The sequence below is a fragment of the Mesorhizobium sp. 1M-11 genome, assembly GCF_001303895.1.
Lineage (GTDB): Bacteria > Pseudomonadota > Alphaproteobacteria > Rhizobiales > Rhizobiaceae > Mesorhizobium.
On sequence record NZ_LJSD01000016.1, the window covers coordinates 51988 to 64882 of the forward strand.

Consider the following 12895-nt stretch of genomic DNA (forward strand, 5'->3'; position numbering starts at 1 on the left):
CGTATCTTTCCTAGGCCTTTCGAGGGACCTTTCCACGAGGCATGCGTCGAAAGAAAAAGTTGTAACGCATCCATTTTTTCACCCGATCACATCCGATGGACAGCGGACGCGACGGGGTAATGAAACCGCAAGCCCTGAAACACCGCCGAGAACAGGTCTCGAAAACAGGCTCGTCAATCCATTCGAAAGTATCGCGCATCATGAAACTCGCAACGTTGCTGGCGGCCGCGACGATCCTGCTCGGGGCGATGCCGGCCCAGGCAAAAACCGACATCATCAGGGTGGCGGTGTACCGCGGACCGGCCTCCTGTGAGGGCTGCGCCGAAACGGCCAGGACGTCGATCGAGAAGCTCGATCCTGCCTATCGCGTGGAATTTGTAGGCAAGGGCGAGAAAACCGATATTTCGCCCGAGACGCTGTCGCGCTTCGACATTTACGTGCAGCCGGGTGGCGGCCAGGACATTCCGGGCGCGTTGCGCAGCCTCGGCAAGGCCCGTGTCAGGGCCATTCGCGACTTCGTCGCACAGGGTGGCGGCTTCCTGGGCCTCTGCATGGGCGCCTATCTTGCCGACCGGGCGAATTTCGGCCTCATCCCGCATGACCTGGATTCGGAGGTCGGGCGTCCCGGCTTCCCGGTCAAGACAATCGAAGATGCAGCCGTTCGCGTCAGTTGGGCGGGACGCCAGGACATGGCCTACTTCCAGGACGGCCCCTATCTGCCGCAGGCCGGCAGGGATAAGGGCTTCCGGCAGATCGCGGCTTATGAAAACAGAGACATCGCGGCAGCGCGCTACTCTTTCAAAAAAGGAACGGTCGTGCTGAGCGGCCCGCATCCGGAAGCCGACAAGACATGGTTCGAGGACGCCGGACTTCCGCTGGAGAAGATGCCGAAAACCAACCTGCTCAAGGATCTGCTTTCCAACTTCTAGTCATGCGAAATCAGACCGCCGCTCCGCAGTGCTCGTCGACCACTCGCTGCACCATGGGCGCGTAATGCGCGAAGCCCGGGGTCGCCAGGCCGGCGATCTTTCCCGCGTCGTCGAGATGGCGAACCCGCACAATTTCCCGAACATTGGGGTTCTTCTCGAAGATGGCGATCTCCTCCAAGCTCATCGGCCCGCCCTGCAGGTTCAGGGAGTGGATCGAAGCCGCCGACAATTGCCCGAAATACGATGGGTCCGTCGCGCAGATATAGCGCTTGGCGGCGACATGGAAGCGAACGCAGTCGATCACCAGATCCGGGAAGAAACGCTGCAACACCTCGGCGCCGGCTTCCTCGTGATGTTTGTCATGCGTGTCGTCCATGGAGAAGGTGCCGAACTCGCTGGTGAAGTGGCCGATGTCGTGCAGCAGCGCAGCGACGATGATGATTTCCGGCTCTCCCTGCTGCTCGGCCAGATAGGCGCCCTGCAGCATATGTTCGGCCATCGTCACCGGTTCGCCGAGATATTCTTCCCCGCCGCGACGCTCGAAGATATCGGCCAGGAAAGGGACAATCGTATCCGGGGTCAACGTGTCGGGGTTGGGCTTGCCCATCATGCCGCCTCCCGGTCCTGGCGTTCGATCGCCGCGAGCGTGGAGAGCAGGCCGTCCTTGTCGGCGTAGCAGCCCTGAAGCCACCGCGAGCCGGCGCCCGAATAGCCCTTTCGGGCATGCAGCACGCGTGTGTTGTCGACAATGAAAGATTCACCCGGCGACAGCTTGAAGGTCACTTCCATCGACGTGTCGTCTATGAGTTCGCCAAGCCGGCGATAGGCCGCGTAGTAGTCGGCCATGTCATCATATGGGACTTCGGTGATGGCGGCCGCCGAACGATTGTTGAAGCGAATGCCGACCAGTTCACCGTCCGGCGCAAGCTCGATCATCGGCCTTCGCGAACGCAGACACACGCCGGCGCTGCCGGCATATTCGAACCGGGCGCAATGGCCTGCCAGAAGGTCGAAACCGCGCGGGTTTTCCGCGCGCAGCCTTTCGCAGGCGCGGAATCCGTCCACGACCATGTTCTCGCCACCCTCGGCCGAATTTTCCAGGCAGTAGAGGATCTGCAAGGTCGGCACGGGATCGCGATAGGGATTGTCGGTGTGCGCCTGAAGCCCAAGCCCCGTATAGGCGAGGTTGGACGGGTTGACCTCTGTCCGCACCTCGAAATGGCGACCGTAGTTCGTCTCGCGAACATAGCCGAACAGCGATGCCACCTTGAACAAGGCCCCGCTTTCGACCGGGCCCCCGACAAGTTTGCCGAAACCGTAGCGCCGCACCCCGGCAAGCCAGGCGGCGAGCGCTTGCTGATCCTGGCTGACCGCGCTGAAATCGCCGATCGGGATCGCTGCACCCAATGTCGCGTCCCAGGTTTCGATATCCGGCCCGGTCCACCCGGCGACGCGGTTCGCCTCGCTGTCATAGCTGTGGTCGGCAAGCCAATGGAGGTCGTAAGGGATGGTCCTGCCTTCCGGCTGGAACGTCACATGGAGCTGTCCGCCCTCAGCGCGCGCCGAGGCAATCGATGTACCGGCAGGGATATCGCCAAGCGTGATCAGTCGCTGACCGTTGCCTGGTGCGCGGGTTGTTTCGTCCCAGGCATTGTCGCGCAGCCAGATGGCGTGGAAGCGACGCCTGCCTTTGCCTGGAAGATCGAGCGCAAGCGCCTCGCCTTCGCCCAATATCTCGATCTGGGTGTTGCCTGCCATGGGTTGCTCCTCAGCGCGTCGTGATGGAATGGCCGCAGCTTGACACTGTGCTTCACATAAGCACAAACAACGATATCTGATGATATGACCCCAAATTGATTATGCCTCGGAACCCACAGACCCTGCCACCGCTGGAATGGATCCGCGTCTTCGAGGCGGCCGCGCGGCTCGGCAGTTTCACGGCGGCCGCCAATGAACTGGGCCTGACGCAGGCCGCGGTCAGCCAGCGCATCAAGAACCTGGAGCTTCATCTGGGTACCCAGCTTTTCACCCGGCAGGCGCGCGGCGTTGTTCTTTCGACGCAAGGAGAGGCCTGGCTGCCTCACGTGCAGGCGGCGCTGGCGGAACTGCTGCACAGCGCTGCCAACCTCTTCGAGCAGCCGCGGCGCAAGATCAGCATCGCGGCTTCCAGTTCGGTGATCGAACTCTGGATCGTGCCCCACCTGGGTGACGTCGCGCGCCGCCTGCCGCATGTGCAGCTTTCATTCGAAACGATCCAGAACCTGCCGGACTATGAGCGCCTGGAAGTCGACTTCGAGATCCGTTTCGGCACCGGCAATTGGGCGGGCCGCGAAGCGATCCAGCTTTTCACCGAAGAGCTGACGCCACTGGCGTCGCCATCTCTGCTTGATGATGACCCGAACTGGCAGGAGCGGCCGCGCATTGCGACGTCCGGACCCAGGGTCGGTTGGCGTGATTGGTCGAATGCAATGGGCGAGCCGCCCGGGCCAACGCCTTTGCTGCGGTTCGACACTTTCGTGCAATCGCTGAGGGCAGCTGAAGCGGGCGCCGGCGTTTTGCTGGGCTCACTCGCATTGTGCGCGGACGTGATTGCCTCCGGCAGGCTGAAGCGCCTGACGGATCGCACGCTGCGCATGGAGGCCGGTTATTGGATAAGCTGGGCACGCAGCCGTCCGGCCTTCGCCGAGCAGAGGGAACTTGTCGATTGCCTTACAGCGAATGTTCCCGAGGGGCCGACAGGGATCTGAAATTTCGATCCGACAAGCAAAAGCCGGCGCGTTGCGCCGGCTTTCCTCGGAGAATCAGGATCAGGCCTCTTCCAGCCAGACGTTCTGCAGATCCATCTCGAAGGTCTGGTGGATGCCGTAATTCTTCACCCGCTTGCTCATATGGCAATAAAGCTTCTGCCAGTAGGGCTGGATGATGACGCCTGAATCCTGAAGGATCGTCTCGAGATCCTTCATCACCTCGCGCCGCTTTTCGACATCATTGATGGAAAGCGCCGTTTTGAGTTTGGCGTCGAAATCGGGGTTGGAATAGCCGGATTCGTTCCAGGCTTCGCCGGTGCGATAGCCGAGTGCCAGCACCTGGACGGCGAGCGGGCGCATGTACCAGATCGTCATGGAATAGGGGTACTTCGTCCAGTCGTTCCAGAAGGTCGAACCCGGCAGCACGGTGCGCTTGACCTTGATGCCGGCTTCGCGCAGCTGTGCCGCGATCGCGTCGCCGGTGTTCTTCTGCCAGTCGTCCTCGATCGTTATCAGCTCATGCTCGAAGTCGGCCTGGCCGGCGTCGGCCATCAGCTTCTTAGCGCCGGCAGCGTCGCGCTCCTTCTTGGGCAACGCGTAGTATTCGGGCTGGATCGGGCTGACATGATGGTTCTCGCCGACCGTCCCGCGCCCGCTGTAGCCGAGCTGCAGCACGACATTGTTGTCGACAGCCATCTGCAACGCGTTGCGCACCCGCTGGTCGTCGTAGGGCTTGTGTGTGACGTTGGTGCGCGCCACCAGCGTCGTGGCGGTCGCCACCTCCGACTTGACGAGATCCATCTTGTCGAGGATGTCGATGAAATCGGCCGGCGTCTCCAGGTTGAGGTCGATCTCGCCCGACTCGAACGCATTCACCGAAGCGTTGAAATCGGTTCCGTAGTCGGTGAATTCGACGCCGTCGAGCGGGGCCTCGCCACCCCACCACTTGCCGTTCTCGCGCCGCTTGACCACGGCCTTCTGGCCGACGGCATAGGACACCAGTTCGAAGGGGCCGGTACCGATCGGCTTCTTGACCGGATCGGCGCCATCCGCGTCGAAGTTGCGATGGACGATGAGCGCCGGATAGTCGGTGAAGTTCGGGACGAGCGCGATATCCGGCTCCTTGAGCTTCAGCTTCACCGTATGGTCGTCGACCTTGGTGATCGCGCCTTCCGTCGCCTTTCCGGTCTTCTCGTCGATCAGTGCGCCCATGCGCCCGGCCATGGAATTGCCGGCGGCGGCCTTTTCGCACCAGCGGGTCAGGTTGTAGGCGACGTCGTCGGCTGTGAAGGCATCGCCGTTGTTCCAGGTCACGCCCTTGCGCACATGCAGGACATATTCGGTCGCGTCGTCGTTGACGTCCCAGCTTTCGAGCAGCACCGGCTCGAAGGTGAACTCGCGGGTGTAGCGCACAAGCGGCTCGAGCCAGCTGCGGGAAACATTCGCAAGTTCCACCCAGTCATAGGTGCGGGGATCCTTCTGCGCCTTGACCGGCATCGATACGCGAAGCGTGCCGCCCTTCTTTGGCTCCTCGGCAAAGGCCGGAGCAGGAACAGCCAAGCCGACCATGCCATAGGCGAGCGCCGTCGATGCGCCGAGCGCGCTTGCCAGCGCCAGGAACTCGCGCCGGTCGACGCGGCCTTCCAGGACCTCCCTGGCCATCTCCTCGACGGCCGCGGGCACACGATCGCCATTGTTTCTGAAGAACCCCATTTTTTCTCCTCCCTTTCTTGTTTCCTGGTTTGTATTTTCTGGACTAGCGTTCCCTGTATTTTGCTGGCGCGGCGCGGGCCTTCGTGCAGCACCTCACGTTCTCAGCGTGAACCTCACGGCGTCATAGACGGCGGCATGAATGTTCCTCGAGGCGACAGCATCGCCGATGCGGTAGAGGACGAAGCCGCCCGCCGGGTTGCGGTGCGGAAAGATGTCGCCGCCTTTGACCAGCCGCTCGTAGTCGACCGCTCCTCTATTGGTCGAAAGTGGCTTCAGCGTCAGGTAAAGCTCGTCGAGCGGCGCCGTGCCATGCTCGACCACGATCTGATCCACCAGCCTCGTCGCCTGCCACCCGTCGGCAAAATCCGAGCCCAGCGTCGCCACCAGCTGGTTGCCCTCGCGTTTGACCGCGCGCAGGCGCGTGTTGATGGTGATCGTCACGCCCTTTCGATGGAAGGCGCCCATATAAGGCACGTGATTCAGCCCGCCCATTTCCGGCGCGAAGAAGCGCTCCGGCGAGACCAGCTCGAGATTCGCGCCTTGATTGGCGATGAGTTCCGCAGCGGTCATGCCCTGGTGGCCGCCATTGTCGTCGTAGAGCAGCACGTTTTCAGCCGCCTTCACGGCGCCGGAGACGATGTCCCAGCTCGAGGTGACCAGATCCTCGCCCGCTTCCAGCGGCGGGTTCTGCGGAATGCCGCCGGTGGCGATGACGACCACGTCCGGTTCCAGCGCCAGCACATCCTCGCTTTCGGCCCAGACATCGTAGCGGATATCGACGCCGAGCCGCTCGAGTTCGGTAAGCCGCCAGTCGATGATGCCGATCAGTTCCTTGCGGCGTGGGTTTTGTGCGGCGAGCCGAATTTGCCCACCGGCCTGCGAGGCCGCTTCCAACACCGTCACCTTGTGGCCGCGTTCAGCCGCCACACGTGCGGCCTCCAGTCCCGCCGGACCGGCGCCGACCACCACGATGCGTTCGAGCGCTCCATCCGTCCTGGCGATGATATGCGGGATCGTCGCCTCCCGCCCCGTCGCCGCGTTGTGGATACACAATGCCTCGCCGCCTTCGTAGATTCGGTCCAGGCAGTAGGTGGCGCCCACGCAAGGGCGGATCTCATGCTCACGGCCCTCCATGACCTTTCGCATGATGTGCGGGTCGGCGATGTGGGCGCGCGTCATGCCGACCATGTCGAGCTTGCCGCTGGCGATCGCATGGCGCGCGGTCGCCACGTCCTGGATGCGCGCGGCATGGAAGGTCGGGAATTTCGTTGCCGCCCGCACCTCACCGGCAAAGTCGAGATGTGGCGAAGAGCGCATCCCCGTCACCGGGATGACTTTGGCAAGCGCGGCATCGGTCTCGATCGAGCCGCGGATGATGTTGAGGAAGTCGACCTTGCCCGAATTCGCCAGCCGGCATGCGATCTCGACGCCCTCCTGCTTCGAGAGGCCGGCGGCGAAATCCTCGTCCGCCACCATGCGGATGCCGACGATAAAGTCATGGCCCACAGCCGCCCGTACCGCGTCCAGCACCATATCGGTGAAGCGCAACCGGTTCTCCAGCGAGCCGCCGAAGTCGTCGTCGCGATGGTTGGTGGCCGGCGACCAGAAGCCGTCGATGAGATGGCCATAGGCCTCGAACTCGATGCCGTCGAGCCCGGCGGCCTGGCAGCGCTGGGCCGCCGCCGCATAGTCCTCCACGATGCGCTCGATGTCCCAGTCTTCCGCCGTCTTCGGGAAGGCGCGATGGGCCGGCTCTCGCACCGGCGAGGCCGAGAGCACCGGCAGCCAGTCGGCCTTGTTCCAACCGGTGCGGCGGCCGAGATGGGTGATCTGGATCATCACCTTGCAATCGTGCTCGTGGCAGGCATCGGAAAGCTCAGCCAGCCAGGGCACGATGGCATCGTCGTAAAGGTGTAGATTGCCGAAGGCAGCCGGACTGTCGCGCGACACGATGGCCGAACCCGCCGTCATCGTCAGCGCCATGCCGCCCTTGGCCTTCTCGGCATGATAGAGCCGGTAGCGCTGCTTCGGCATCCCGTCTTCCGAATAGGCCGGCTCGTGGCTGGTCGACATCACGCGGTTCTTCAGCACAAGGTGCTTCAGACGGTAAGGCTGAAGAAGAGGATCGTTTGTCAGCGACGTCATGTGGCGGCCTGCCTGAACCTGAGCGGAAACTGCGGCCAGATCATGCCGATTCGCGATGCTGAAATCATCTGTTTCAATTGACGGTATCCGGCAGCCTTTCCTCGCGCCGCGCGATGAAGTCCTGAAGCGCCTCGGCTATGCCTTCGTCGAGTTTCGGCTCCTCGTAATCGGCCAGCATGTTGCGTGCCTTCTCCAGGCCGCGCGCATCATGGTCCTTTGCCCCTTCGGCCTTCCATTGCTCGTAGGAATTGAAATCCATGATGCTGGGGCTGAAGAAGGCCGTCTCGAAATGGTCGAGCGTGTGCTGGGTGCCTAGGAAATGGCCGGCCGGCCCGACTTCGCGGACCGCCGCCATCGCGTCCTTGAAATCCTCGAACGGTACCCCGCCGGCATACTTATACCAGCCGACGAGCTGCTCGCAGTCGGTGGCGAACTTCGAATAGCCGCAGGTCAGCCCGGCCTCCAGCCAGCCGGCGGAGTGCCAGATGTAGTTGGCGCCGGCCAGGATCGCGGCATGCATCAGCATGTTTGCTTCATAGCCCGCCTGGGCATCGTTCAGCTTGGAACCGACATGGAAGCCGGATGTGCGCCAGGGCAACCGGTACTTCCGGGCGAGGGCACCCATCAGGTACATCATCTGGGCGGCTTCCGGCGTGCCGCCCATGGGAGCGCCGGTTTTCATATCCACCGCGACCATGAATTGCCCATAGATCTGCGGCGAACCGGGACGCAGCAGCTGCGTGAAGGCGACGCCCGCCAGCGCCTCGGCATTGACCTGAGCCACGGCACCCACGGACGAAGCCGATGTCGAAGCGCCGCACAAAGCGAAGGGAGCCAGGATCAGCGGCTGGTTGTGCCGGGCATAGACCTTCATCGCGTCGAGCATGGTTGCGTCCCACACCAGCGGCGAGTTGCAGTTGGTGATCGACACCAGCACCGGATTGTCGCGGACATAGTCTTCGCCGAACACGATGCCGGCCATGGCCATCGTGTCCTCGGCGCGATCCTTCGACGTCACGATGCCCATGAACGGCTTGTCGGAGTGCTTCAGGGCCGAGTGGATGATGTGGAGATGCCGCTTCGGCACCGGGATCTCCATCGGCTCGCAGATGATCGAACTCGACGAATGCAGCGCCGGCGCCATGTAGGCGAGCTTGTGGAAATTCTGCAGGTCGGCAAGCGTGCCGTAACGCCGGTTGTTGTCGAGATCGCGCACATAAGGCGCGCCATACATGGGCACGAAGATGGAATTCTTGCCGCCGACGCGCACCGTGCGCTCGGGGTTGCGCGCGTTCAGCGTGAATTCGGCGGGAACCTTCGACACCAGATCCATCAAGAGCGCGCGGTCAAGCCGGACCCGCGTGCCGGAAACATCGGCTCCGGCCTGCCGCCACAGCGCGATCGCCTCGTCGTCCCGGAATTCGCATCCGATCTCTTCGAGGATGGAAAGCGATTCCTGGTGAATCAGCTCGACAGCCTCGTCGGGGACGATCTCATAGGCGGGGATCTGGCGAACCAGCGTAGGCAGTGCCGGGAGGGCGGCGCTTCTCAGCGCCTTGCGCCCGACCCGCCCGCCGCCACGGCGGTGTGGAGCCGGCGTTTCCCCACCCTGGCCGACCTCTGCAACAGTCGCAACATTCATGCCTGACGTTCTCCCTTTGGCAAAGGAAACGCGTTGCAACCTGGTTGTTCAAGCGAATAAGGAACCCTGTTCGCTTGAATTCAACTCAACCATCAAGCGTAAGCAGCCAGTCCCGCAACAGCTCTGCCGGACGGCTGAGCGGCCGGCGTGCACTCCAGGTGACGAAGTAGGAATGCGGCGCCGCCACCTCAGCGGAGCCGAGTTGCACCAGATCGCCGCTTTCGATGAGTGGCGTCACCAGGCTTGACCAGCCCAGCACCGCCCCCTGCCCGCTGCGTGCAGCCTGCAGCGCGATCACGTGGCTGTTGAAACGCCGCACATTGAGACGCCGGTTCGGTGAGCCGAGCTCGCGAAAGAAGTCCGCCCATGTGGTCCAGCTCCAGTCCATGCCTTCGACGGACAGCAGCTGGAGTTCGGCCAGGTCGTCGAGCGTCTTGACGGCATGCTGGCGAGCGAAGTCCGGGCTGGCGACCGGGAAGATACGATCGTCATAGAGCTTGGCCGACAGTTCGTCCGGCCACTCGCCGCTGCCATAACGAAGCCTGAGATCGATGTCGGGACGGTCGAGACCGCGCGGATGATCGGAGATCACATGGTCCACGGCGATATCGTGATGGCCGCCCCAGAAGGAGCTCATGCGCGGCATCAGCCACAGATGCGCCATCGCCATGGTGCAGCCGATGGTGACACTGGACTGCCCACCCGAGCTCTTGACCTGACGAAAGGTGGAAGAAATCCGCTCGAACCCCTCGTTGAGAGCAGTCGCCAGCGTCTCTCCCTCACGGGTCAGCTCGAGCGCGCGGTGCCGACGCAGGAACAGCGGATTGCCAAGTTCATCCTCCAGCATGCGGATCTGCTTGGAGACGGCGCCGGTCGTGACGTTGAGTTCCTCAGCCGCCTTGGTGAGGCTGAGATGGCGCGCGGCCGCTTCAAAAGCCGCGAGCGCGATCAGCGAAGGGAGGTTGTAATAGCGACGAACCATGACCGGACATTTGGCCCAGATGGATCATACACTGCAAGATGCGTCCTCCATCGTGGTATGGATCCCAGGGGCGCTTGAACCAGACAAGCCGACGGTCTCGTGGCGTCACAAAGGGCAACAAGGCGCGTTCAGCGATCCTTGCCGGTCGCCTCGATCGCTGCTGCTGCCGTTTCCATCCACGTCCAAAGATAGGTCGCCAGGCTGCGGTCGACATGGATGCGCAGCGCGGCTTCATGATGGTATACGACCGCGCTGACGCCGCCGAAGGACATGGCGGCCGAGGCGCTCGCCGCGCGAGGATCGAGCGGCGTCGCGCGTGCGATCAGATCCGCCACTGCCGGACCTTCAGCTTCGAAGACGTGCAAGCCCGCGCTGATTGCCGTCACGCCGAAACCCTGTTCGTGCCAGCCGTTTTCCATGTCGAGCTGGGGGGTGGAAACCACCAGCAGCCGGTCGCGCGCGGCCTGCACTGAATAGCGCTCCCCTTCCGCCTTGCCGAAGGCCCCTGCTCCATGCGCGGGCAGACCCGAAACGCTGCTCCAGGCATCCAGGTCGCCGCTGACCAGATATTGGTTCAGCCCAATGCGCGTGCGGACGGTCAGGCCAGGCACTTCGATGACGGCTTCATGCCAGTCCGGCATTGGCGTCCATTTCTGGGCAAGGTCACGCATTGAGCCGTTCTCCCGTCGGATCGAAGGCGCACGGACCGGTGATCGTCGCGCGCCGCAACATGCCGAGATGCTGCAGGTCTATCGTCTCGCCATGGCGCGAGGCGCCACATTCGATCAGCGCCAACGCGATCGGCCGCTGCAAGGTAGGGCTCTGGTAGCTGGAGGTGACGAAGCCCTGGCTGCGCACGGTTCCTTCCACCCTTGCGATGGCATGGGCGCCGGTGGCAAGCGATGCCTCGCCGTCGGCCACTTTCAGACCGACGAACTGCAGGCGGCGCTCCGCCGTCGCGACCTCGGTGAACAGCGAGCGACGCCCAACATAGTCGGTGCCGCGCTTCTGACGCGGGCCGTCGACGCCGAGATCGTGCGGCATCGTGGTGCCGTCGGTGTCCTTGCCGATGACGATGTAGCCCTTCTCGGCACGCAGCAACGTCATCGCTTCGAGGCCCATGGTGACGGCATCGAACGCCTTGCCTGCTTCCCGCATGGCGGCCCACAGTCCCTCGGCCCGGTCGGCCCGGATCGAGATCTCGTAGCTGCGGTCGCCGGTAAAGCTCACGCGTGCGACACGCACCGCATCGCCGCCGAACCTGCCCGCGGCGACTGCCATATGCGGCAGCTCGCCATCGTCGAGCGAAACACCGAGCTCGAGCGCTGCGACCAGCGCCTTGGACTTCGGTCCCGATACGGTCAGCGTCGCCATGTCGGCGGTAGCGTTATGGATATAGACGGCATCGCGGCCAAACCGGTCCTGACGCCATTCCTCCAGCCGCGCATGCACAGCCGCGACATGCGAGGAGGAACAGGAGACGATGAAGCGGTGTTCGTCGAGACGGACGAGGATGCCATCGTCGAAGACGACGCCGTTCTCCGACAACATGAAGCCGTAGCGGCAGCGGCCGGGCTTCAGCGTCGACATGGTGTTGTAATAGATGAAGTCGACGAACTCGGCCGCTTGTCGCCCCATCACCTCGATCTTGCCGAGCGTCGAACCGTCGAACAGCGCGACTGATTGGCGCGCGCGGCGCGCCTCGTCCTGGATCACGGCGTCGGCATCTGCATCCACCCTGCCATAGTGTGCGGGCCGTAGCCAGCCGCCATATTCCTGGAACACCGCGCCGCTGGCGCGATGGACATTTTCCAGCGGCAGCCGGCGCACAGGCGACATCAATTCGCCGCCGAGCGCGCCGGCGAAACTGGTCAGGGGAACCGGCGTGAATGGCGGACGATAGGTGGTGGTGCCGACTTCGGGAACGGTGCGACCGGTGATGTCGGCCATCAGCGCAAGACCGGCCAGGTTGGAGGTCTTGCCTTGATCGGTAGCCATGCCAAGCGTGGTGTAGCGCTTGAGGTGCTCGACCGAAACGAAGTTCTCGCGCGCGGCAAGCTCCACATCCTTGGTCGTCACGTCATTCTGGTAGTCGATCCAGACGCGGCCTTTCGCGCCGGCTTTCGGCCAGATCGGCATGATGGCGCCAGTGGCCTCGGTGCCGGTGCTGCGGGGCGTTGATGTCCCTGCCTGGCCGGTTGCCGCCTTGGCCGCACCGGCGAACACCTCCGACAATGCGACGGCGCCGGCTGCCGCGCCGGCCACCGTGATGCCCTCGACCGGGTCGCCGGGCAGGAATGCGGCGCGGTTCTCGTCCCAGGCAAGCTTGCCGCGGGCCTGGCAGAAAAGGTGGACCGTCGGCGTCCAGCCACCTGAAACCAAGACGCAGTCGGAGGGTAACGCGGTGCCGTCATCCAGCATGACGGCTTCCACGCGCATGTGGCCGTGCGCTGCGGCGACCGTGCGCCCACCGAGCTTCCTTATGCTCGCCGGAACAGCGATCCGGCTATCCGTGCGCGCATCGACGAGCGTTACTTCAGCGCCGGCCGAGGCAACAGCGGCTGCGACTTCATAGGCGCTGTCATTGTTGGTGACGACGACGACGCGGCGGCCGGCCAGCACGCCGTAGCGACGCAGATAGATGAGCGCCGCGTCCGCCGACAAGATGCCCGGCAAATCGTTGTTTGCAAAAGGCAGCGGCCGCTCGATGGCGCCGGTGGCGAGCACGACCTGGCTC

General features: G+C 63.5%; 10 protein-coding genes. 2 read left to right on the top strand and 8 right to left on the bottom strand.

Annotated features, from left to right (window positions below):
• Positions 1-200: 200 nt before the first annotated feature.
• Positions 201-929, top strand: a complete 729-nt coding sequence (locus AO692_RS09405; RefSeq protein WP_054309804.1) for a BPL-N domain-containing protein — start codon at positions 201-203, stop codon at positions 927-929.
• Positions 930-939: 10 nt separating this feature from the next.
• On the opposite strand, the gene AO692_RS09410 is transcribed toward AO692_RS09405, so the two are convergent.
• Both AO692_RS09410 and AO692_RS09415 read right to left on the bottom strand, forming a co-directional pair.
• Complete coding sequence (locus AO692_RS09410) at positions 940-1539, bottom strand: HD domain-containing protein (RefSeq protein WP_200911719.1); 600 nt, start codon at positions 1537-1539, stop codon at positions 940-942.
• Positions 1536-2687 (bottom strand): TauD/TfdA family dioxygenase, encoded by a 1152-nt coding sequence (locus AO692_RS09415; protein ID WP_082407274.1) that lies wholly within the window; start codon positions 2685-2687, stop codon positions 1536-1538. The genes AO692_RS09410 and AO692_RS09415 overlap by 4 nt, the downstream gene beginning before the upstream one ends.
• A gap of 101 nt (positions 2688-2788) precedes the next feature.
• On the opposite strand from AO692_RS09415, the gene AO692_RS09420 reads away from it, so the two are divergent.
• Positions 2789-3676, top strand: a complete 888-nt coding sequence (locus tag AO692_RS09420) for a LysR family transcriptional regulator (RefSeq protein WP_054309806.1) — start codon at positions 2789-2791, stop codon at positions 3674-3676.
• 60 nt (positions 3677-3736) lie between these two features.
• Here AO692_RS09420 and AO692_RS09425 read toward each other — a convergent pair whose 3' ends face one another.
• The 6 genes from AO692_RS09425 to AO692_RS09450 all read right to left on the bottom strand — a co-directional run.
• Positions 3737-5389 carry an ABC transporter substrate-binding protein gene (locus AO692_RS09425; RefSeq protein WP_054309807.1) on the bottom strand — a complete coding sequence of 551 codons (1653 nt, stop codon included), beginning with the start codon at positions 5387-5389 and terminating at the stop codon, positions 3737-3739.
• Between the two features lie 93 nt (positions 5390-5482).
• Positions 5483-7534, bottom strand: coding sequence for an NADH:flavin oxidoreductase (locus AO692_RS09430; protein WP_054309808.1), 2052 nt, complete (start codon positions 7532-7534; stop codon positions 5483-5485).
• Positions 7535-7607: 73 nt separating this feature from the next.
• The gene (locus AO692_RS09435; protein WP_054309809.1) at positions 7608-9176 is read right to left on the bottom strand and encodes a trimethylamine methyltransferase family protein; all 1569 of its coding nucleotides are present in this window, start codon (positions 9174-9176) and stop codon (positions 7608-7610) included.
• Positions 9177-9261: 85 nt separating this feature from the next.
• A complete protein-coding gene (locus AO692_RS09440) occupies positions 9262-10158 on the bottom strand; it encodes a LysR substrate-binding domain-containing protein (protein WP_054309810.1) in 897 nt (298 codons plus the stop codon).
• Positions 10159-10286: 128 nt separating this feature from the next.
• On the bottom strand, positions 10287-10829 hold the full coding sequence (locus AO692_RS09445; protein ID WP_054309811.1) for a hypothetical protein: 543 nt from the start codon (positions 10827-10829) through the stop codon (positions 10287-10289).
• A partial coding sequence (locus AO692_RS09450; RefSeq protein ID WP_244483300.1) for a glycine cleavage T C-terminal barrel domain-containing protein occupies positions 10822-12895 on the bottom strand: 2074 nt, incomplete at its 5' end. The genes AO692_RS09445 and AO692_RS09450, both read right to left, overlap by 8 nt.